Origin of the sequence: Streptomyces sp. NPDC094032 (assembly GCF_040303965.1) — a bacterium.
Lineage (GTDB): Bacteria > Actinomycetota > Actinomycetes > Streptomycetales > Streptomycetaceae > Streptomyces.
Window position 1 is genome coordinate 248,274 of the sequence record NZ_JBEOUE010000008.1, and the last position, 20,220, is coordinate 268,493.

General features: G+C 71.9%; 18 protein-coding genes. 6 read left to right on the forward strand and 12 right to left on the reverse strand.

Annotation, left to right across the window (positions count from 1 at the left end):
* The first annotated feature begins 106 nt into the window (after window positions 1-106).
* On the forward strand, window positions 107-1,144 hold the full coding sequence (locus ABTZ54_RS14930; protein ID WP_351662272.1) for an ABC-2 transporter permease: 1,038 nt from the start codon (window positions 107-109) through the stop codon (window positions 1,142-1,144).
* Between the two features lie 71 nt (window positions 1,145-1,215).
* On the opposite strand, the gene adhE is transcribed toward ABTZ54_RS14930, so the two are convergent.
* Window positions 1,216-3,810: a bifunctional acetaldehyde-CoA/alcohol dehydrogenase gene (gene adhE, locus ABTZ54_RS14935; protein ID WP_351662275.1), complete on the reverse strand. Its 2,595-nt coding sequence runs from the start codon at window positions 3,808-3,810 to the stop codon at window positions 1,216-1,218.
* Window positions 3,811-4,036: 226 nt separating this feature from the next.
* On the opposite strand from adhE, the gene ABTZ54_RS14940 reads away from it, so the two are divergent.
* Window positions 4,037-4,291 carry a histone H3 family protein gene (locus ABTZ54_RS14940; protein ID WP_351662278.1) on the forward strand — a complete coding sequence of 85 codons (255 nt, stop codon included), beginning with the start codon at window positions 4,037-4,039 and terminating at the stop codon, window positions 4,289-4,291.
* Here ABTZ54_RS14940 and ABTZ54_RS14945 read toward each other — a convergent pair.
* From ABTZ54_RS14945 to ABTZ54_RS14980, 8 genes are all read right to left on the reverse strand, one after another.
* Window positions 4,278-5,177 carry a S1 family peptidase gene (locus tag ABTZ54_RS14945; protein ID WP_351662281.1) on the reverse strand — a complete coding sequence of 300 codons (900 nt, stop codon included), beginning with the start codon at window positions 5,175-5,177 and terminating at the stop codon, window positions 4,278-4,280. The two genes, ABTZ54_RS14940 and ABTZ54_RS14945, sit on opposite strands and share 14 nt — an antisense overlap.
* Window positions 5,178-5,373: 196 nt before the next feature.
* Window positions 5,374-6,240 carry a S1 family peptidase gene (locus ABTZ54_RS14950; protein ID WP_351662284.1) on the reverse strand — a complete coding sequence of 289 codons (867 nt, stop codon included), beginning with the start codon at window positions 6,238-6,240 and terminating at the stop codon, window positions 5,374-5,376.
* 212 nt (window positions 6,241-6,452) lie between these two features.
* On the reverse strand, window positions 6,453-7,259 hold the full coding sequence (locus ABTZ54_RS14955) for a DUF1684 domain-containing protein (RefSeq protein WP_351662287.1): 807 nt from the start codon (window positions 7,257-7,259) through the stop codon (window positions 6,453-6,455).
* A gap of 24 nt (window positions 7,260-7,283) precedes the next feature.
* The gene (locus ABTZ54_RS14960) at window positions 7,284-8,267 is read right to left on the reverse strand and encodes an ABC transporter substrate-binding protein (RefSeq protein WP_351662289.1); all 984 of its coding nucleotides are present in this window, start codon (window positions 8,265-8,267) and stop codon (window positions 7,284-7,286) included.
* A 48-nt stretch (window positions 8,268-8,315) separates the two neighbouring features.
* Entirely contained in the window at window positions 8,316-9,101 is a 786-nt protein-coding gene (locus ABTZ54_RS14965) for an amino acid ABC transporter ATP-binding protein (protein ID WP_351662292.1), read from the reverse strand.
* Window positions 9,098-9,994, reverse strand: coding sequence for an amino acid ABC transporter permease (locus tag ABTZ54_RS14970; protein WP_351662295.1), 897 nt, complete (start codon window positions 9,992-9,994; stop codon window positions 9,098-9,100). Before ABTZ54_RS14970 ends, ABTZ54_RS14965 begins: the two co-directional genes overlap by 4 nt.
* Before the next feature lie 74 nt (window positions 9,995-10,068).
* Complete coding sequence (locus ABTZ54_RS14975; RefSeq protein ID WP_351662298.1) at window positions 10,069-11,943, reverse strand: FAD/NAD(P)-binding protein; 1,875 nt, start codon at window positions 11,941-11,943, stop codon at window positions 10,069-10,071.
* Window positions 11,940-12,788, reverse strand: a complete 849-nt coding sequence (locus ABTZ54_RS14980; RefSeq protein ID WP_351662300.1) for an amino acid ABC transporter permease — start codon at window positions 12,786-12,788, stop codon at window positions 11,940-11,942. The genes ABTZ54_RS14975 and ABTZ54_RS14980 overlap by 4 nt, the downstream gene beginning before the upstream one ends.
* A 429-nt stretch (window positions 12,789-13,217) precedes the next feature.
* Here ABTZ54_RS14980 and ABTZ54_RS14985 point away from each other — a divergent pair, with 429 nt between their 5' ends.
* Both ABTZ54_RS14985 and ABTZ54_RS14990 read left to right on the forward strand, forming a co-directional pair.
* The gene (locus ABTZ54_RS14985) at window positions 13,218-13,697 is read left to right on the forward strand and encodes a GNAT family N-acetyltransferase (protein ID WP_351662303.1); all 480 of its coding nucleotides are present in this window, start codon (window positions 13,218-13,220) and stop codon (window positions 13,695-13,697) included.
* A complete protein-coding gene (locus tag ABTZ54_RS14990; protein ID WP_351662306.1) occupies window positions 13,694-14,677 on the forward strand; it encodes an ABC transporter substrate-binding protein in 984 nt (327 codons plus the stop codon). The genes ABTZ54_RS14985 and ABTZ54_RS14990 overlap by 4 nt, the downstream gene beginning before the upstream one ends.
* A gap of 42 nt (window positions 14,678-14,719) precedes the next feature.
* Here the strand turns inward: ABTZ54_RS14990 and ABTZ54_RS14995 are convergent, their stop codons facing one another.
* A complete protein-coding gene (locus tag ABTZ54_RS14995; protein ID WP_351662308.1) occupies window positions 14,720-15,961 on the reverse strand; it encodes a DUF5685 family protein in 1,242 nt (413 codons plus the stop codon).
* Window positions 15,962-16,248: 287 nt separating this feature from the next.
* Here ABTZ54_RS14995 and ABTZ54_RS15000 point away from each other — a divergent pair, with 287 nt between their 5' ends.
* The gene (locus ABTZ54_RS15000; RefSeq protein WP_351662311.1) at window positions 16,249-16,686 is read left to right on the forward strand and encodes a cell division protein SepF; all 438 of its coding nucleotides are present in this window, start codon (window positions 16,249-16,251) and stop codon (window positions 16,684-16,686) included.
* A 39-nt stretch (window positions 16,687-16,725) separates the two neighbouring features.
* Here the strand turns inward: ABTZ54_RS15000 and ABTZ54_RS15005 are convergent, their stop codons facing one another.
* On the reverse strand, window positions 16,726-18,423 hold the full coding sequence (locus ABTZ54_RS15005) for an MFS transporter (RefSeq protein ID WP_351662313.1): 1,698 nt from the start codon (window positions 18,421-18,423) through the stop codon (window positions 16,726-16,728).
* Window positions 18,424-18,837: 414 nt separating this feature from the next.
* Between ABTZ54_RS15005 and ABTZ54_RS15010 the strand changes: the two genes are divergently transcribed.
* Entirely contained in the window at window positions 18,838-19,842 is a 1,005-nt protein-coding gene (locus tag ABTZ54_RS15010; protein WP_351662316.1) for a phosphatase PAP2 family protein, read from the forward strand.
* 89 nt (window positions 19,843-19,931) lie between these two features.
* On the opposite strand, the gene ABTZ54_RS15015 is transcribed toward ABTZ54_RS15010, so the two are convergent.
* A complete protein-coding gene (locus ABTZ54_RS15015) occupies window positions 19,932-20,123 on the reverse strand; it encodes an I78 family peptidase inhibitor (RefSeq protein ID WP_351662319.1) in 192 nt (63 codons plus the stop codon).
* Between the last annotated feature and the right edge of the window lie 97 nt (window positions 20,124-20,220).

A 20,220-nucleotide genomic window follows, 5' to 3' on the forward strand; every position in this document is an offset into this window, starting at 1 on the left:
CCCACCCCCTCGGTCCCAGCGTAGCTCATTTTCGAACGTCCGTACGATAACCCGTTCGGGCCCCTCCCACCTGCGCGAACACCGCCCGCCGTCGAATCTGGGGGGCATGAGCCTCGTCGACGAACTGAAGAGCGCCGTCACCCCCCGAGCAGCCCTGCTGGTCGTCGGTGTCCTCGCCCTCCAGCTGCTGTTCATCGCCTCGTACGTCGGGGCCCTGCACCATCCCAAGCCGACCGACGTCCCCTTCGGCGTGGTCGCCCCGCAGCCGGTCACCGGCCCCCTGGTGGAACGCCTGGAGAAGCTGCCCGGCGATCCGCTGGACCCGCGGGCGGTCGCGAGCGCGGACGCGGCCCGGGACCAGATCCTGAACCGGGACATCGACGGCGCCCTGATCGTCGACCCGGTCGGCCGGACGGACACCCTGCTCGTCGCCTCCGGCGGCGGCACCGTGCTCTCCTCCACCCTGGAGAAGATGTTCACGACCATCGAGGGCGCCCAGGGCCGTACGGTGCGGACCGTCGACGTGGCCCCGGCCTCCCCGGGCGACTTCGACGGCCTCTCCGCCTTCTACCTGGTCGTCGGCTGGTGCGTCGGCGGCTACATCTGCGCCGCGATCCTGGCGATCAGCGCCGGGTCGCGGCCGGCCAACCCGCACCGGGCGATCATCCGGCTCGGCGCGCTCGCGGTCTACTCGCTGCTCGGCGGCCTCGGCGGCGCGATCATCGTCGGCCCGATCCTGAACGCCCTGCCCGGCAGCGTCGCCGCCCTGTGGGGGCTCGGCACCCTGGTGGTCTTCTCCGTCGGCGCCGCCACCCTCGCCCTCCAGTCCGTCTTCGGGATCGTCGGCATCGGCCTCGCGATCCTGCTGGTCGTCGTCGCGGGCAACCCGAGCGCGGGCGGCGCCTTCCCGCTCCCGATGCTGCCCCCGTTCTGGAAGGCGATCGGGCCCGCCCTGCCACCGGGCGCGGGCACCTGGGCGGCGCGCTCGATCGCGTACTTCAAGGGCAACGACATGACCGCCTCGATGCTGGTCCTGTCGGCCTGGGCGGTGGTCGGCGCGGCCGTCACCCTGCTGATGTCCTCGCTGAAGCGGCAGCCGGAGACGGAGCCGATCGCGGCGGAGCTGGGCGAGACCAAGGCGTAGGAGCGAGACACGGGAACGCACGCGGAAGGCCCCCGCCGACAGGCGGGGGCCTTCTCTGTACCGGGGGGGGACTACTTGCCGTAGTACGCCCGGGTCATCAGCGCCTTCATGTCGTCGATCATCGGCATCCGCGGGTTGGCGGGCGCGCACTGGTCGGCGTAGGCGTTCATCGCCTGCTGGGGCAGGGCCTCAAGGAAGGCCGCCTCGTCGACGCCCTCCTCCTGGAAGGAGGCCGGGATGCCGCACTTGGCGCGCAGCTCCTCGACGGCGCGGGCGTAGGACTCCACGCCCTCCTCCGGGGTCGCGGCCGGCAGACCGAGCGTCCGGGCGATCTCCTGGAAGCGCTCGGGGGCGCGGTAGACCTCGGCCTTCGGCCACGGCACGGCCTTGTGGGTCACGGTGCCGTTGTGCCGGATCACGTGGGGAAGGAGCAGGGCGTTGGTGCGCCCGTGGGCCACGTGGAAGGTGTTGCCCAGGGTGTGGGCCATGGCGTGCACCAGGCCGAGGAAGGCGTTGGCGAAGGCCATGCCGGCGATGGTGGACGCGTTGTGCATCTTCTCGCGGGCCTCGGGCGCCTTGCCGCCCTCCTTCACGCAGGTCTCCAGGTTCTCGAAGATCAGCTTGATGGCCTGGAGGCACTGGCCGTCGGTGAAGTCGTTGGCGTAGGCCGAGACGTACGCCTCGGTGGCGTGGGTCAGGGCGTCGAAGCCGGAGTCGGCGGTCACCGTCGGCGGGAGGTTCAGCGGGAGCATCGGGTCGACGATGGCCACGTCCGGGGTGAGCGCGTAGTCCGCGAGCGGGTACTTCTGCGCCGCCTCGGGGTCGGAGATGACCGCGAACGGGGTGACCTCGCTGCCCGTGCCCGAGGTGGTCGGGATGGCGACCAGCTTCGCCTTCTCGCCCAGCTTCGGGAAGCGGTAGGCGCGCTTGCGGATGTCGAAGAACTTCTCCTTCGTGTCCGCGAACTCGACCTCGGGCCGCTCGTACATCAGCCACATGATCTTGGCCGCGTCCATCGGCGAACCGCCGCCGAGGGCCACGATGGTGTCCGGCCCGAAGTCGCGCATGGCGGCGGCGCCGGCCCGGACGGTGGCGAGCTCCGGGTTGGGCTCGACGTTGTCGATGACCTGGATGGTCACCGGCTCGGCGCGCCCGTTGAGGATGTCGGTGACCTTCTGGACGAAGCCGATGGCGCCCATGGTCTTGTCGGTCACGATGGTGACCCTGCGGACGTCCTCCATCTCGCCGAGGTAGCGGATGGCGTTGCGCTCGAAGTAGATCTTCGGCGGGATCTTGTACCACTGCATGTTGGTGTTGCGCCGTCCGATCCGCTTGACGTTGATCAGGTTGACCGCGGTGACGTTGTTGGACACGGAGTTGTGTCCGTACGAGCCGCAGCCGAGGGTGAGGGAGGGGAGGAAGGCGTTGTAGACGTCGCCGATGCCGCCGAAGGTGGAGGGGGCGTTGACGATGACCCGGATCGCCTTGACCCGCTTGCCGAACTCCTCGGCCAGCGCCTCGTCCTCGGTGTGGATGGCGGCGCTGTGCCCGAGGCCGTGGAACTCGACCATGCGGGCGGCCAGGTCGAGGCCGTGCTCGGTGGAGTCGGCCTTGAGGGCGGCCAGGATCGGGGAGAGCTTCTCGCGGGTGAGCGGCTCGCTCTCGCCGACCTCGGCGCACTCGGCGAGGAGGATGGAGGTGTCCTCCGGGACCTCGAAGCCGGCCTGCTCGGCGATCCACCGCGGGGACTTGCCGACGACCGCCGCGTTGAGCTTGGCGCCGCCGCAGTTGGTGGCGTAGGCGGTGGTGCCGAAGACGTACTCCTCCAGCTTGGTCTTCTCGGCGGCGCTGACGACGTAGGCGCCGAGCCGCTCGAACTCGGCGATGCCCTGCTCGTAGACCTCCTGGTCGAGCACGACGGCCTGCTCGGAGGCGCAGATCATGCCGTTGTCGAAGGCCTTGGAGAGCACGATGTCGTGGATCGCGCGCTGCAGCTTGGCGTCCTTGGCGACATAGGCGGGCACGTTGCCGGCGCCGACGCCGAGGGCGGGCTTGCCGCACGAGTAGGCGGCCCTGACCATCGCGTTGCCGCCGGTGGCGAGGATGGTGGAGACGCCCTCGTGGTTCATCAGTTCGCCGGTGGCCGCCATCGACGGCTCCTCGATCCACTGCACGCAGTCGGCGGGCGCGCCGGCCGCGACGGCGGCGTCGCGCACGATCCGGGCGGCCTCGGCCGAGCACTTCTGCGCGGAGGGGTGGAAGGCGAAGACGATGGGGTTACGGGTCTTCAGCGCGATCAGCGCCTTGAAGATCGTGGTCGAGGTCGGGTTGGTGACCGGGGTCATCGCGCAGACGACGCCGACGGGCTCGGCGATCTCGGTGATGCCGTTCAGCTCGTCGCGGCGGATGACGCCGGCGGTCTTCAGGCCGGCCATCGAGTGGGTGACGTGCTCGCAGGCGAAGAGGTTCTTGACGGCCTTGTCCTCGAAGAGCCCGCGGCCGGTCTCCTCGACGGCGAGCCGGGCGAGCTCACCGTGGGCGCTCAGCGCGGCGAGCGAAGCCTTCTTCACGATGTGGTCGACCTGCTCCTGGTCGAGGGTCTCGAACCGGTCGAGGGCGGCGAGGGCCGCCTGGACGAGTCCGTCCACCATCTCCTTGGCCTCCATGGCAGGTACTCCTTTGTCGATCCCTTTATTTCGCTGACTCCATTCGACACCCGAAGATGACCGAAAAGGGTCCGAAAAAGACCCCGGCGATCGGGACGGAAGTCCTTTCAAGATCGATCGACAACCCGTCAAACCCTGCGTGACCTGCTAAGACACCCCGGGCCGCAAGTCCCTTGCGAGCTTGTGAAAACTTTCACAAGAAAGTCCCCCGTTAAGCTCCACGCCCATGGGAAATCCAGTGCGCACCGACGACGGCCGCCTCCTGGTGGCCGAGGAATGGGGAAACCCCTCGGGAACCCCCGTCCTGCCGCGCACCTACCGGGAGGCGCTGCGCGTCTCGGAGGCCGGTCACTTCGCCGCGCAGTACGCGCTGCCCGTGGTCGCGGAAGGCCCCCGGCCGGTGTGCGGCCGGGGGCCCAGCGTGTGCCCATGGTGCTCCGCGCGGGCCGGTGAGGGCCAGGGGGCGGCTAGAAGACGCTGACCCCGTAGGCGCTCAGTGCCTCCGTCACCGGCTGGAAGAACGTGGTGCCGCCGGACGAGCAGTTGCCGCTGCCGCCCGAGGTGAGGCCGATGGCGCGGCTGCCGGAGTAGAGCGGGCCGCCGGAGTCGCCGGGCTCGGCGCAGACGTTGGTCTGGATCATGCCGTAGACGATGTCGCCGCCGCCGTAGTTCACGGTGGCGTTGAGACCGGTGACCGTGCCGCTGTGGATGCCGGTGGTGGAGCCGCGACGGGTGACGGACATGCCGACGGTGGCGTTGGCGGCGCTGGTGATGTCGACGTTGCCGACCGAGCCGGACTTGACCACCGAGGCGTTGGTGTAGCGCACGATGCCGTAGTCGTTGGTCGGGAAGCTGGACCCGGCGGTGGTGCCGAGGACGGTGCTGTGCGCGGAGTCGGACCACCAGGTGCCCGCGCCGTCGGTGCAGTGGCCGGCGGTGAGGAAGTAGTAGTTGCCCGCGCTGTCCTTGACGTTGAAGCCGAGCGAGCAGCGCCAGCTGCTCGCGTAGATGGCGTCGCCGCCGGAGATCAGCTTGTTGAACCTGCCCGCGGTGCGCTCGATGCGCAGCGCGCCCTTGTTGGCTCCGGCCTTGCTCTTGATCCTGGCTATGTCGGCCTGCGAGACGGTGGAGTCGGCGGTGACGACCACCGTCTTCGTGGCCGGGTCGACGCGCCAGGCGGTGCCCGCGACGTCGGCCGCGAGGACGGCGTCGCCCGCGGCGGTGAGCTGGGTGGCGCTGAAGGCGCCCGGCTGGGCGGCGGAGTCGGCGTTCGCGGAGGGGACGGCGAACGCCGCGGCGGCGGCGAGGCCGGTCGCGACGGCGAGCATCCGGATGTTTCTCGTGGGGGTGGTGCGCTTGGTCCTCACTTCTCGTTCCTCCAGAGGGGAATCGGGGGTCCGCAGTGGGGTGTCGGACCCGTGAGGCGCGGCCAGGGGCCGGCGCTGTGGGGGAGTCTCGGGCCGCACGGCTTCCCGCCGCAAGGGCTCATTTCGGCCGTGCAGCCTTCAACTTACTTGCGCATCAAGGGAGTTGGGGGACTCCAAGGAGGGCGGGAGCCTCGGGTCAGTACAGGCTCACCCCGTACTTGGCGAGCGCCTCGGGCACCGGCTGGAAGAACGTGGTCCCGCCGGTCGAGCAGTTGCCGCTGCCGCCGGAGGTGAGGCCGAGCGCCTTGGTGCCGTCGTACATCGCACCGCCCGAATCGCCGGGCTCGGCGCAGACGTCGGTCTGGATGAGCCCCTTCACCGTGCCGCCGGAGGAGTAACGGACGGTGGCGTTGAGACCGGTGACCCTGCCGCTCCGGGTGCCGGTGGTGGAGCCGGAGCGCTTGACGGACTCGCCCACGTACGCGTCGGCCGCGGTGAAGCCGCCGGGGTGACTGAGCCCGGTGTTGTCGTAGCGGACCAGGGCGTAGTCGTTGCCGGGGAAGCTGGAGCCCACGGTGGCGCCGATCAGGGTGGACTGCGCGGAGTTGGTGTACCACGTGCTCACCGCGTTGCCGCAGTGCCCGGCGGTGAGGAAGTAGTACGTGCCGCCGCTGACCACGTTGAAGCCGAGCGAGCAGCGGTAGCCGCCGCCATAGATGGCGTCGCCCGCGCCGAGCAGGGGCGTGAGGACTCCGGGGGTGCGCTCGATGCGCAGCGCTCCGGCGTCGGCCCCGGCGGAGCTGCGGATCTTCGCCAGGCCGGCCTCGGAGACGGTGGAGTCGGCGGTGACGACGAGGCGCCCGGAAGCCTGGTCGACGTACCAGGCGGTGCCGCCGACATCGGCCCTGAGGACGGCGGCGTCGGCCCGCGCGAGGGCCGCGGCTCCGGCCGGACCGGGGGTGGGGGCGGCCTGGGCGCCGGGCAGGGCGAGGGCGGTGACGGCGGCGAGGGCCGCCGTGAGGGTGAGCAGCCGGCGGGGGGTGATACGCGTAGATCTCCTCACGGGTCTCCTTCGGGGGGAGCGGGAGGGCCCGGGGGTGGCGGGCCCGGAGACCGACGGGTGACGTGTCCCTGTCAGGTCCCGCGCCGATGGTGGCCCCACCCGCCCGTCCGCACAAGACCGCGCGCACGAGCTCACGCACGGACGGGCGGCACCCGGAGCACCAGCCCCGCGTACCGCCCGTCCGTCCCGGCCAGGCCGGGATCAGGTCCCGGTCAGCCCCCGATCAGCCGCCGCTCCCCCGCCGCGACCGCCGTGTCCAGCGTGTTCCCCGGCGGCGGGAAGGGGCAGATGAAGTGGGCGGCGAAGGCGCACGGCGGCAGCAGTGCCCGGTTGAGGTCCACCGTCACCGAGCCGTCCGCCGCCGGGGCGGGCGGGCGCAGAAAACGGAAGCGGTAGCTGTCCCGCCCGCTGGTGGCGTCCGCGAAGACCGCCCAGAGCGTGCCGTCCTCCTCCACGGCCACCTGGAGGCTGCGCTCGGCGCCGTCCAGGTCGAAGACCAGCTCGCCGGCGAGACCGAGACCGCGCTCCTTGCCGTCCGCGTTCTCCACCCGCACATGGCGGTCCTCGGCGTACGGGCGGAACACGCCCGGCCGCACCCACCGCTCGTCGTACGGGGTGGCCTCGATGCCCCGGAAGGAGCGCCGCGCCTCCGACTCGGGGTCGAAGTCCCGTACCGCCCACTCCCCCTCGCGGCGCAGCACGACGAGCCGGCGGCCGGCCGACTCGGCCCGGGACTCGTGGATCGGGCCGTGGTCGGCGGTGAGCCGGACGTCGCCGATCAGCGGCTTGCCGTCCACGGTGACGGCGTCCTCGGCGCCCGCGGTCAGCACCACCTCGTCGCCCTCGGCCCGCCACTCACCGGGAACGGCCGGAATTCGCCCCTCCGGGAAGTCCGAGAGCCAGTACGTCCCCGTCAGCGAGAGCGGTCCGTAGGTCGAGGCGACCGCCGCCTCGCGCTTCTCGTGCCAGTGCTGCCAGTCCTGCGAGTCCTGCGAGTCCTGCGATGTGTCCGTGCTCATGGTGGGAAACCTTTCCATACCGGGTCAGTTCTTGGTCCGGGGCAGGCCGGGCGGGTTGATCTCCGAGGCGGACACGGCCTCGCTGCTCAGCCCCCAGCGCTTGAGGACCTGCGCGTAGGTGCCGTTCTGGATGACGTGGTCGAGCGCGGCGGCGTACGCGGCGACCAGGCCGCTGTCCTTCTTGGTGGTGGCGGCGATCTTGCCCTGGAGGCCCGCGCCCGCGCCGGAGAACTTGCCGACGATCTCGGTCTGCCCGGCGGCGGCCACGTGGTAGGCGGCGCTCGGGTTGGGCCCGAGGTAGGCGTCGATGCGGCCGGACTGGAGGGCCAGGTAGTAGTCGGAGACGTTCTGGAAGTACTTGATGTCGACCGGCTTGCGGCCCGCCTGCTCGTTCTCCTTGCTCCAGTCGACCAGGATCTTCTCCTGGTTGGTGCCGGAGCCGACCGCGATGGACTTGCCCGCCACGTCGGCCGGGCCCTTCACCTTCCAGCCGGAGCCCTTCTTCGCCTCGAAGGCCAGGTCGTCCAGGCGGTAGGTGGCGAAGTCGTACTTGTCCTTGCGCTCCTCGGTCACGGTGACGTTGGAGAAGACGCCGTCGAACTTGCCGCTGTCCAGGCCGACGAAGAGGTTCTCCCAGGAGACCGCGTCGAACTCGGGCTTCACGCCGAGGGTGTCGGCGACCAGGGTGGCGAGGTCGATCTCGACCCCGATGAGCGTTCTGTCGTCGGTGGCGTAGAAGCCGAGCGGCGGGGCGCTGCCGGTGGAGACGCCCAGCGAGAGCGTGCCCCGCTTGCGTACGGCCTCGGGCAGCTTGGCGGCGATGGCGTCCACCTTGGCGGTGTGGACGCGCTTCTGGTCCGGGCCGAGGTTGATCGAGCTGTCCGCGCCCTTCTGGCCCTTGGGCACGACCTGGTCGGTGGCGGCGTCACCGGCACCGCAGGCGGTGAGCGTGGCGAGGGCGGCGAGCGAGGCGAGCGCGACGGCGAGCGGACGGCGGCATACGGACATGACGGGACTCCTGGTGTCGAGGGGGAGAGAAGGGGGCGATACGGGCGGTCAGAGGACCTTGGAGAGGAAGGCGCGGGTGCGTTCGTGCCGGGGGTTCTCCAGCACCTCGGCCGGCGGGCCCTGTTCGACGATCCGGCCCTCGTCCATGAAGACGACCGTGTCGGCGACCTCACGGGCGAAACCGATCTCATGGGTGACGACGATCATGGTGGTGCCGGAGGCGGCCAGGTCCTTGATGACGTCGAGCACCTCGCCGACCAGCTCCGGGTCGAGCGCGGAGGTCGGCTCGTCGAAGAGGAGCAGGCTCGGTTCGAGGGCGAGCGCGCGGGCGATGGCGACCCGCTGCTGCTGCCCGCCGGAGAGCTGCTTGGGATAGGACCGGGCCTTGTCGGCGAGCCCGACCCGGTCGAGCAGCGCGAGGGCGGCCGCCTCGGCCTCCTTGCGGGGCCGTTTGAGGGCGGAGACCGGCGCCTCGACGATGTTCTCCAGGACGGTGAGGTGCGGGAAGAGGTGGAAGTTCTGGAAGACGAAGCCGATCCGGGTGCGCTGCCTGAGGATCTCGCGCTCGCGCAGCTCGTAGAGCTTGTCGCCGGAGCGGCGGTAGCCGACCAGGGTGCCGTCGACGCTGATGGAGCCGCTGTCGACCTTCTCCAGGTGGTTGATGGTCCGCAGCAGCGTGGACTTGCCGGAGCCGGAAGGCCCGAGGACGACGGTGACCTCGCCGGGACGGACGTCGAGGTCGATGCCGCGCAGGACCTCCAGGGCGCCGAAGCTCTTGCGTACGGAACGGATCCGGACCTTGGTGTCGGCGGTCTCGGGTGCGGCGGTGCTCATCGGGTGCTCCCCTTCGCGTAGTGACGTTCGACGTAGTGCTGGACGATGGAGAGCGCCGTGGTGAGCAGGATGTACCAGGCGGTGGCGACCATCAGGAGCGGGACGACCCGCCCGTTGCGGCCGTAGACGACCTGCACCTGGTAGAAGAGCTCGCCGATCGCCATCACGGAGACGATCGAGGTGCCCTTGAAGAGCGAGATGATCTCGTTGGCGGCGTTGGGCAGGATCGAGCGCATGGCCTGCGGCAGCACGATCCGCCGCAGTTGGCGCAGCCGGGGGATGCCGAGCGAGGCCGCCGCCTCCAGTTGGCCGCCGTCGACGGCGAGCACCCCGCCGCGGACGATCTCCGCCGCGTACGCCGCCTGGTGCAGCGCCAGGCCGAGGACGGCGGCGCTCATCGCGCCGACCAGGCCCATGGTGTCGAAGGAGAAGAAGCTCGGCCCGAACGGGACGCCGAAGCTGAGCTCCTTGTAGAGGTAGGCCAGGTTGAACCAGAAGAGCAGCTGGACGATGAGCGGGATCGAGCGGAAGGCCCAGATGTAGCCGAAGGCGACCGCCTTGAGGAAGGGGCTCGCGGACAGGCGCATGAAGGCGAGCACGATGCCGAGGGCGAAGCCGAGGGCGGTGCCGTAGAAGGTCAGCTGGAGGGTGACCCAGACGGCCCTGAGGATGGCGTCGGCGGCGAAGAACTGGGCGAAGACGTCCCACTCCCAGCCGGGGTTGGTGATCAGGCCGTTGAGGAACTGGGCGAGGACGACGGCGGTGGCGACGACCGCGACCCAGCGCCAGGGGTGCCGCACGGGCACCACCTTGAGGACGGCGGGGTCCCCGGCGTCGGCCGCGTCGGCCGGTCGGGGCGGCGCGTGGACGGGTGGATCACTGGTAAGAGACATGGGGGTACCTCGGTACGGAGGAAGGAGGGCGGAGTACGGGAGGAGTACGGGCGGAGTACGGGCGGAGGGCACGCTCAGCGCGCGGTCACCGGCACCGGCGCGGGCACCGGCGCGGGCACCGGCGCGGGCACCGGCTCCGGCTCCGGCTCCGTACAGGACAGGTCGCGCAGCAGCGCGAGCGCGGTGCGGGCGGTCCGGTCGTTCTGCCGGAAGGCGAAGCCCCCGGTGCGCGGCCGGGTGAAGGCGCCGCCGGCCCGGGCGGTGGTGTGCGGGCCGAGCGCGAAGTGGCGCGGGTGCGGCCGTCCGTCGCGCCCGAGGACGCGCCCGTCGTCCGGGTCGACGGCGAGCAGCCCGGCGTCGGTGGCCCGGGCGCCGTCCTCGTACAGGGCGCGCAGCAGCGGGCTGCCGGTGCGCTCCAGGGTGGGGTCGGGCAGCCGGGCCTCGACCAGGGCGCGGGCCTCGGTCCACTCCCCCGGCAGGCTGACGGAGGAGGCGCGGAAGACGCCCCGCTCCTCGTCGGTGGTGAGGGTGACGTCCGCGCCGAGGAAGCGGACGATCCCGGCGTCGGAGAGGGCGAGCAGTTGCCGCAGCCGGGGGCCGGGCGGGCCGGAGGCGAGGTAGCTGAAGAAGCCGTGCCACCAGTTGCCCGGGTCGCCGATGTCGCCGAGGCGCAGCAACTGCCCGTAGACGGAGAGCACGGCGCCGAAGACGGCCAGGTCCGGGCTGTGGGCGGGGTCGTGGCGGCGGTCGAGGTCGCCGGCTATGTATCCGCGCAGCCCGTCCTGGAGGGCATCGGCGGAGCGGTAGCGCACCCCGGCCAGCGGGTGGTCGAGGGCGTCCAGGTCGAGCCGGTCGGCCGGGTCGGGCACGGCGGCGGCGACCAGCGCGTCGAGTTCGGCGGACCGGGGGGCGGCGGCCGTGTACTTCTCCTCGAAGTCGGCCCAGGCGACGGCGGTCCGCTCGGGGTGCGCGGCGAACAGGCGGTGGTAGTGGGCCCAGCCGAGCTCCTTGTCGACGAGCGGCCAGACGTCCCTGCGGAAGTCCGGGGGGCCGGGCGCGGCGAGCAGCGCGTCGACCTCGGCGGGGCCGAAGAAGCGCGGCAGCGGCGGGCCTTCGCCGTCGAGCTCGTAACCGATCTTGGAGTGGTACGGGACGCCCCGCCGCGATCCGACGTGGAGCACCGGCTCGCGGCCGGACGGCCGGTAGACGAGCCGGTCCGAGCCTTCGGCCTCCTCGTAGCTGCCGCCCCGCCCCTCGGTGAGCAGCACCATGAGGTCGACGAAGGCGAGGCCGAAGCCCCGTACCAGGACGGGTTCCCCGGCGGGCAGCGCGGACAGGTCGGTGTCGGCGGTGAAGTCGGGCGGCAGGTGGACGAGGCCGTGCCGGTCCGCGAAGTCGGCGAGCTCGCGCTGGTGTCGGTCGGGGTGGGCGTCGAGGTGGCCGAGGGCGAGGACGACCAGGTCGGCGGTGAGCGGCACGGCGTGGCCGTCCAGCCAGACCCGCTGCCGGCCGTCGCGGGGTCCGGTGACGCGCAGCGCGGTGGTGGGGTGCTCGTGGACGGTGACGCCGGCCGGGAGCGCGGCGCGGGCGCGTTCGTAGACCCAGCGCAGGTAGGCGCCCTGCTGGGGGCGGCTGGGGAAGGTGCGGCCGTCGAGGCCGGCCCATTCGGCGAGGGTGGGTCCGGGGCGTACCGGTCCCTCGATGGTGACGGTCTCGTCGGTGAACATGGTGACGTCCTCGGCCTGGGAGTTCATCCAGAGCAGCGGGGACTGGGAGGTGCGCCAGATCCGGCCGCCGCCGGCCGGGTGCGGGTCGACGAGGTGCAGGTCCAGGGGCCGGTCCCCGTACAGCTCGGGGAGGTTGGCGGCGAGCCGTTCGAGGAAGCCGGTGCCCCGGGGCCCGGCGCCGACGACGACGAGCGAGCGGCGTTCGCCGTGCGGGCGGCTCATCGGGCACCCCCCGTGCCACGGGCGTAGTGCCGCTCGACGTAGTGCTGTCCGACGCTGAGGACGGAGGTGACCAGGACGTACCAGAGGGTGGCGACCAGGAGCATCGGGATGACCTGGTAGGTGGCGTGGTAGACGAGCTGGACGGAGTAGAGCAGGTCCTGCACGGCGATGACGGAGACGATCGAGGTGCCCTTGAGGGTGCCGATCAGCATGTTCCCGGCGGGCGGCACGATGGCGCGCATGGCCTGCGGCAGCACGATCCGGGTGAGCCGGCGGCCGCGGCCGAGGCCGAGCGACTGGGCGGCCTCGATCTGGCCCCGGTCGACGGAGAGGATCCCGCCCCGGACGACCTCGGCGGCGTAGGCGGCCTCGTGGAGGGTGAGGCCGATGACGGCGACGGAGACGGGGCCGAGGAGGTTGACCGTGTGGATGCCGAGGATCGTCGGGTAGAGCGCGCCGATGTTGAACCAGAACAGCAGCTGGACCAGGATCGGCGTGGACCGGAAGAACCAGACGTATCCCCAGCTCACCGCGCGCAGCACGGGGTTGCCGGAGAGCCGCAGGACGGCGAGCAGGGTGCCGAGGGCGAAGCCGAGCGCCATCACGAGGGCGGTGAGCCACAGGGTGAGGCCGAGGCCGCGCAGCACGGACGTGGAGGTGAAGTAGGCGCCGACCACGTCCCATTGGAAGGCGCGGTTGGTGGCGACGGAGACGAGGCCGAGCGCGACGAGGACGACGACCGCGGCGGCGGCGGTCCACTGGCCGGTGCGGCGGGCGGGGACGATGCGGAGGGCCGGTTCGTCGGGCGGGGCCGTGACGGGTTTTTCGGTGAGGATCGCGGACATGGCGAAGGCTCCGTGGATGCCAGAGACGGATCGAACACGGGAGTGCGCCTTCACGCGCGGTGAGCCGCGGACCCGAGCCCCTCAGCACGGTCCGCCTCTTCAACGTAGTCGGCGGGCACGGAGTGCTGTCAAGTCCGTCCGGAGTGTGAGCCGTTCGTCTCATCACGGTTGACGGGGAAACGGATGCCTGTTCCACTTGGGCCATGAATCCGCAGCAGTGGCTGGTCACGCGCTCCCACATCGACTTCGGTCGTGTGTGGTCCTCTTCCTGTTGAGCCGACCCCCTGCTTCGCCCTGTCCGCGTGCTGTTGTCCCGCGGCGCCTTCACCTCCGCACGTCCGTGAGTGCCTGAGCTCGACTCCCCTCGTCCTGCCCCGCCTTTCGCCTTTTTCCCTACCTGTTCCGTAGGAAATTCCTCCTAGGACACCCATGACCTTCGCGTTGTCCGTGCACCGGACCACGACCACCGACCCGTTGGCACGCCCGCTCCTCGACGAGCTGGCGTACGAGTACATGACCCGGTACGGCTCCTCGGACGATCTGAGCCGCTATCCGGCGGAGGAGTTCGCCCCGCCGGGGGGCGCGTTCCTGCTGCTCCTGGAGCAGGGGCGGCCCGTCGCGGGCGGCGCCTACCGCCAGTACGACGAGCACACCGCCGAACTGAAGCGGATCTGGACCCACTCGGCGCACCGCAGGCGCGGTCTCGCCCGCCGGGTCCTGACCGTCCTGGAACGCGAGGCCGCCGACCGCGGCTACACCCGGATCTACCTGACCACCGGTCCGCGCCAGCCCGAGGCCAAGGGCCTCTACCTGGCGACCGGATACCGCCCGCTCTTCGACGTCGCCGCCGACCCCGAGTCCATCGGGCCGCTGCCGTTCGAGAAGTACTTGGAGACCCCGAAGCCATGAGCACCACACGCACCCAGCGCCGCACACGGACGAAGCGCACCACCGCCCTGCTCGCCCTGACCGCCGCGGCCGGCCTGGCGCTCACGGCCTGCGGCACCGGGGAGCCGGTGGCGGCCCCCGCCGGGGCGACGGGGAAGGGCGGCGCGCAGGGCGCGCTCCCGAAGGAGGACGTGGCGGCGGGGGTGAAGAAGAACGAGGCCGCGGCGAAGCTGCTGCCGGCCGACGTGAGACAGCGGGGCCGTCTGACCCTCGCCACCTCGGTGGGCACACCGCCCAGCTCGGCCTATCTGCCGGACGGCAGGACCGTCGTCGGCCTGGACGCCGACTTCTCGCAGGCCGTGGCCAAGGCGCTGGGTCTGGAGGTGAAGACCGAGACCACCGGGTTCGAGGCGATCCTGCCGGCCCTCGACAGCGGCAAGTACGACATCGGCATGGGCAACTTCGGCGTGACGGAGGAGCGGCGCAAGACGATCGACTTCGTCACGTACATCAACGACGGGCAGGGCTTCGCGACCCGCGCGGACTCCAAGCTGACGGACATCACGGACCTCACGCAGCTCTGCGGCCTCAAGGTGGCCACCGGCGCCGGCACCACCTTCGAGCGGACCCTGGAGAAGAACAAGGACCGGTGCGCGCAGGCCGGCAAGGAGCCGTACGAGGTGAACGTCTTCTCCGAGACGTCCGCGAGCTGGATGGCGCTCCAGCAGGGCCGCAGCGACGTGCTGATGAGCACCATCAACGGCATCCGGTACGCGGTGACCCAGCAGCCGGGCACCAAGTTCCTCAACGAGTACCGGCGCCTCGACGTCGGCTTCGCCTTCAAGAAGGGCTCGGCGCTCACGCCCGCCTTCCAGGCCGCGGTGAACGGCCTGAAGGCGGACGGGACCTACGACCGGATCCTGAGGAAGTGGGGCGTCTCGGCCTCGGGCATCGCAGAGTCACGGATCTCGCCGCCGGAGATCCCGGCGCCGACGAAGTGAGGCGCGCCGTCGGGCCCCGCCGCACCGGGGCCCGACGGCCCGTCAGCAGCCGTCGCAGGGACAGCAGCAGCAGTCGCAGCCGTCACAGCCGCCGCAGTCGCAGCCCGTGCAGTCGCACTGGTGGCAGCAGCCCTCGCGCTTCTTGCGGGACCAGGGGCCCTCGTACTTCTCGGCGCAGCAGATCTGGCAGGTGCAGAACAGCCAGGTGAAGGCGGCGCACCCGGCGAGGAAGCCGCGCGGCTCGGGCTTGTGCGGGCCGCCGCCCCCGCCGCCACCGCCGGGGAAGGGCGGCATCCCGCCCGGCCCGCCGGGGCCGCCCGGCTTGGCGAGCGGGTCGCCCGGTCCGTACGGGCCGGCCTGTGCGTACGGGTTCCCCGGCACCGGCTGCCCGTACGGCTGCCCCGGCTCCGGCGCGCCGTGGGCGCAGCTCGTGGTGCCGAAGGCCCGGTCGACGGAGGTGCGCAGCTCGTGGGCGAGCAGGACGTGGGCGAGCCGTCCGTCGGCGAACTCGGCGTCCTTCAGCGCGAGGCGGATGCCGTGCAGCGCGTCGTCGGCGAGCCTGCGGGCCTCCGCGCGGGAGGTGCCGGTCGCGGTGAGCGGGTTCCAGGATCCGGCGGCGGCGTCGGCGGCCTGGTCCTCGACGGCGTCGAGGAGATGGGCGAGCCGTCCGAAGAGGCGCCCGGCCTCGGCGAGCGGCGCGGCGTTGCCGGGGCGGCCGGCGAGGACGGCGGTGTGCGCGAAGGCGGCGGCGGTCGCCGTCTCGGTCGGCTCGGTGACGACGAGCAGCGGGGTGCCGGGCCCGGCGAGCGCCTCGATGCCGGTCTGCCGGTCGACGGCGTCGACCAGGACGGCGGTGTCGAAGCCGAGCGCCCGGCCGGTGCGGGCGCCCGCCCGGTCCCAGGAGCGGGCGACCCGGCGCGCCGCGGCGGCCACGGGCCGGCGGGCCAACAGGCCGTCCCGGTCGGCGACGTGGTCGCGGACCTTCGCGGAGGCCAGCACGAGGGAGACGGCGGCGGCGAGCCGGGCGCCCTCGCCCCGGGCGACGGGCGCGGTCCGCATGGCCCGGAGCGGGCAGGGTCCCGCGGTGCGGCGGCCGGCCGCGGTGGCGCCGGTCTGAGCCTCCGTCAGGACCGAGACGATCAGGCCGTCGTAGTTGGTGACCACCCGGGCGAGCTGCCCGTGGTCGGAGCGAAGTGCCAGGCAGAGGCCGCAGAGATGGGCCATCCACTCGGTCTTGAGCCCCTCGGTGAGGCGGTGCGTGCAGGGTCTGACGATTCCGAACAAGACATTCTCCCCCGTGGCGGCCGGGCGTGTCGGTTCACCCGTACGCCCTTGTCGTCACCCTTCCGGCCCGACATTCATATTTTAAGTTGCGCGCCCCCGGCCGACCCCCTGTCAGCCCCGGCATACCGCAAGATCCCTGACGAATCGCCAGTTTTCGAACCTCACGTTCTGCACCAGTACCGTCACGAATCCCCTGCGCGCCGACTATCCACTTGGCGCGCGATCCGCATCATGGACGACGATAGGGATTGCGGAACCACAAGTGACCGCGCTGAAAGGAGGCGTCCATGGGATCGGTGCGCAAGGCGAGTGCCTGGCTGGGACTCGTCGAGGACAACGACGAGCGTTACTACGACGACGAGTACGCCGACGGTGCCGAGAACGGCAGCGACGCCTGGGTGACGGACCCGCGGGTGCGGGTGGCGACCGACACGGCGCAGGACCGGGGCCGTCGGATCGCCACCGTCTCGCCCGACGGGTTCCGGGACGCCCGGGGCATCGGCGAGCTGTTCCGGGACGGCGTCCCGGTGATCGTGAACCTGACCGCGATGGAGCCGAACGACGCCAAGCGCGTGGTCGACTTCGCCGCCGGTCTCGCCTTCGGCCTGCGCGGCTCGATCGAGCGGGTGGCCACCCGGGTCTTCCTGCTGACCCCGGCCGACACCCGGATCGTCAGCGGCGAGTCCGCCGGGCGTTCGCAGGACGGTTTCTTCAACCAGAGCTGACCCTGCCGGGGCTCGGCTCACCTCCGGCCCGGTCCTGACTCAGGACCGGGGCCGGGCCGAGCCGGCCGGCTCCGCGGGCCCCCGGCTGCCGGGCACCTTGGAAGCACCGTCCGCCGGCTCCACCCGCTCCGCCTGTTCCACCCGCTCCAGCTGTTTCGCGCCCCCGACGGCCTCCGCGTCCGCGACGAGCTCCGGGTCCACGGTGCACTCCATCACCCTCGGCAGCCGCAGCGCCATCAGCGCCCCCATCAGCAACAGCCCGGCGCTCACGAACAGGGTCACGTGCAGGCCGTTCACAAAGGCGTGCCGGGCCGCCTGGTGCAGCGCCGTCCCCGCGGGACCGCCGAGCCGCTCGGCCACCTGGTAGGCCTCGCCGAGCGAGTTCGCGGCGGCCCTCGTCGCGGCCTCCGGCACGCCGGGCAGCCCGCTCAGACCGGGCGCGTAGGCCGCGTTCATGACACTGCCGAGCAGCGCGATACCCATGCCCGCGCCGAGCTGGTACGAGGTCTCGCCGATCGCCGCGGCCCCGCCGGCGCTCTCCGGCGGCGCCTCGCTGAGCATCGACTCGTACGCCGAGAAGAGCGTGGTCTGGAGCCCGAAACCGAGCAGCACGAAGCCGACGGTGAGCAGCAGCGGCCGGTCGTGCTGCCCCATGAGGGTGAGCAGCAGCACGGCGGCGGCGGTCAGCACGAAGCCCCAGCCGACCATCCGGCGCGGCCCGAGCCTGCGCAGCGTGTACGAGCCGGTGGCGCCCGCGGCCATGGCGGCGAAGGTCAGCGGCAGCAGCCGAAGGCCGGTCTCCAGGGGGCTGAGCCCGAGGACCAGCTGGAGGTACTGGACGGCGATCAGCTCCAGGCCGACCAGGGCCAGCATGCCAAGGACGATGCAGCCGACCGAGGTGGTGAAGGCCGGCCGGGAGAACAGCCGCATGTCGATCAGCGGGTGGGCGCGCCGCTTCTGGCGCCGTACGAAGAGGACGAGCAGCGCGCCGCCGAGCAGCAGCGGGCCCGCGGTGGCCAGGGTGAACGGGGGGTCGCCGGCGCCGAGCCGCTTGACCCCGAGGACCGCGCCGAGCACACCGGCGGTGGCCATGAGGGCGCCGAGCACGTCCCAGGGCCCGTCGGAGCCGCCCTTGGACTCGGGCAGCAGCCAGCGGCCGAGCGGCAGGATGATCATCATCAGCGGGATGTTGATCAGGAAGACCGAGCCCCACCAGTAGTGCTCGACCAGGAAGCCGCCGAGCACCGGACCGGTGGCGGCGCCGACGGCGGCGACCGCCGTCCAGATGCCGATGGCGGTGGCCCGCTCGCGCCGGTCGGGGAAGACCGCGCGGAGGATCGAGAGCGTGGCGGGCATGATCATCGCGCCGCCGACCCCGAGCAGGGCGCGGGCGCCGATCAGGACCTCGGGGGTGGTGGCGAGCGCGGCGACCGCGGAGGCGACGCCGAACAGCGCGTATCCGAGGAGCAGCACCCGTCTGCGGCCGACCCGGTCGCCGAGCGTGCCGAAGAGGATCAGCAGCGAGGCGCAGATCAGCGGATAGGCGTCGACGATCCACAGCAGCGCGGTGGAGCTGGGGTTCAGGTCCTCGGTGAGCGAGGGGACGGCGACGTGCAGCACCGTCGAGTCGAGCGCGACGAGCAGCAGGCTCACACAGAGGACGACGAGGACGACCCAGCGGTTGGCGCCGCCGGCAGCGGTTCGGAGCCGCGCTCCGGCCGTGTTCGTCCGCGTCATGTACGTACCTCCCAGTGAAGCCCTCGCGCTCGGCGGGCACCTGCCGGGGGCTGGCCCCGGGGCGGCCCGGCATCGACGGGCGAGTGAGCCGTCAGCGTACGCGAGTTCAAGGCCCGAGCGCGTGGCGCAGCTCTCACCCCGGCGGGCCGCGGGGTGTGGCGTACACCACTCGGCCCGCGCCGCGCGTCGCGTGGAATTCGGTGCGGAGAGTCGTTCCGCCAATTGATCCGGCATTCTCCGGCGCCTCAAACAGACTTCCGGAAACGCCCGGGCGGCAATAGGGCAGAAGGTCATCGGATTTTCCGACGGACGACGGGAACAAACGCCCGGCTGAGAGCAACTCCACATCACATCGTCATCACGAAGGGACCGGAACGACCAAGGTCGCTACTCACTCCCTGTAACGTCGATTGGGTGCGTACCGACATCTTTGCCCGGCTGGACCGGGAGCCGGAACCGCCGAAGATAGAGGTCCCGCGGATGACCCGCACGCGTCTCGCCCTCTTCGGCGGGACGTTGGCGTTCTATCTGGCCATCGTCGTCGCCGTACTCCTGTCGACCTGGCTGGTGACCCTCGACTGGAAGATCATGCTGTTCCGGCCCTATCAGCAGTGGCCGGAGCTGCACGCCTTCCTCGACTACTACGTCGTCCTCGGCCAGCGCGGCCCCACGGCCGTCATGGTGGCGGCCTGGCTGGGCTGGCGCTCCTGGCGTCAGCACACGCTGCGACCGCTGCTCTCCCTCGGCGCCGCGCTGCTCCTCCTCAACGTGACCGTCGGCGCGGTCAAGCTCGGACTCGGCCGCCTCGGCCCCCACTACGCGACGCAGGTCGGCTCGGCCGAGCTCTTCGCCGGCGGCGATATATTCCCGTCCGGGCACACCGCGAACGCGGTCGTGACCTGGGGCATCCTGGCCTATCTGGCGACCACGCCGAGGGCCCGCCGCTATCTGTCGGCCCTCTCGGCCGTGGTCGCCCTCGGGGTCGGCCTGACCACCGTCTACCTCGGCACCCACTGGCTCAGCGACGTGCTGCTGGGCTGGGCCGCCGGCCTGCTCATCCTGCTCGCGCTGCCCTGGTGCGAGCCGGTGATCGCGGTGGCCGAGGCCTGGATCCTGGGGCTGCGGGACCGGCTGCGCGAGCAGCTGCGGGCCCGTCGGCGGCTGGTCCCCTCGCTGCCCGTGGCGGGCGGCGGAGCGGTGCCGGGACTCTTCCCGCAGCGCCCGACGGGGGCCGAGGAGCCGGCCCGGGAGAAGGTCGGCGCCGGTTCGGGACGGGCGGCCTCGGGCCGCGCGACAGGTCTTCAGGGCCCGCCGCTCGCCCCGCCGCGCGCCCATCACGCGGTGCGTTCGGAGCGCGGCCCGGTCGGTCCGGCCGGCGCCCGCCGCCCGCCGCACTCGCGGCCGGCCACCGGCGGCTGAGCCGTCGGCACGACATGACAGGTGGGGCCCCGGCCGGGATCGGCCGGGGCCCCACCTGTCATGTCCCCCGTGTCGTGTCCCTCGGGACGTCAGCCGAGCCAGGCCCGGGTGACGACCTCGTCCTCGACCTCGAAGTTGATGCGCCCGGCCAGGTACTCCATGGTCACGATCGAGCCCGGCGGCAGGCACCGGACGACGCGCCAGCCCCTGTTCCGGGCGAGGCGCTCGGCGCGGTCGGCGGCGAGCCCCACATACGTTTCGGGTGCGTGTTCGGGTGTCATACAGCTCACGTTAGCCCCTTGCCGGTCACGCTTGTGTCACAGGTTCTCGACATATGTTTGACAGGGACGCGATCGTTCGTACGGGTGGTTTCCGGCC

Excerpts from the sequence above, each read along its gene's own strand:
- ABTZ54_RS14930 (WP_351662272.1), top strand. The coding sequence starts at position 107 with ATGAGCCTCGTCGACGAACTGAAGAGCGCCGTCACCCCCCGAGCAGCC.
- adhE (WP_351662275.1), bottom strand. The coding sequence starts at position 3,810 with ATGGAGGCCAAGGAGATGGTGGACGGACTCGTCCAGGCGGCCCTCGCC.
- ABTZ54_RS14940 (WP_351662278.1), top strand. The coding sequence starts at position 4,037 with ATGGGAAATCCAGTGCGCACCGACGACGGCCGCCTCCTGGTGGCCGAG.
- ABTZ54_RS14955 (WP_351662287.1), bottom strand. The coding sequence starts at position 7,259 with ATGAGCACGGACACATCGCAGGACTCGCAGGACTCGCAGGACTGGCAG.
- ABTZ54_RS14960 (WP_351662289.1), bottom strand. The coding sequence starts at position 8,267 with ATGTCCGTATGCCGCCGTCCGCTCGCCGTCGCGCTCGCCTCGCTCGCC.
- ABTZ54_RS14965 (WP_351662292.1), bottom strand. The coding sequence starts at position 9,101 with ATGAGCACCGCCGCACCCGAGACCGCCGACACCAAGGTCCGGATCCGT.
- ABTZ54_RS14970 (WP_351662295.1), bottom strand. The coding sequence starts at position 9,994 with ATGTCTCTTACCAGTGATCCACCCGTCCACGCGCCGCCCCGACCGGCC.
- ABTZ54_RS14975 (WP_351662298.1), bottom strand. The coding sequence starts at position 11,943 with ATGAGCCGCCCGCACGGCGAACGCCGCTCGCTCGTCGTCGTCGGCGCC.
- ABTZ54_RS14980 (WP_351662300.1), bottom strand. The coding sequence starts at position 12,788 with ATGTCCGCGATCCTCACCGAAAAACCCGTCACGGCCCCGCCCGACGAA.
- ABTZ54_RS14985 (WP_351662303.1), top strand. The coding sequence starts at position 13,218 with ATGACCTTCGCGTTGTCCGTGCACCGGACCACGACCACCGACCCGTTG.
- ABTZ54_RS14990 (WP_351662306.1), top strand. The coding sequence starts at position 13,694 with ATGAGCACCACACGCACCCAGCGCCGCACACGGACGAAGCGCACCACC.
- ABTZ54_RS15000 (WP_351662311.1), top strand. The coding sequence starts at position 16,249 with ATGGGATCGGTGCGCAAGGCGAGTGCCTGGCTGGGACTCGTCGAGGAC.
- ABTZ54_RS15005 (WP_351662313.1), bottom strand. The coding sequence starts at position 18,423 with ATGACGCGGACGAACACGGCCGGAGCGCGGCTCCGAACCGCTGCCGGC.
- ABTZ54_RS15015 (WP_351662319.1), bottom strand. The coding sequence starts at position 20,123 with ATGACACCCGAACACGCACCCGAAACGTATGTGGGGCTCGCCGCCGAC.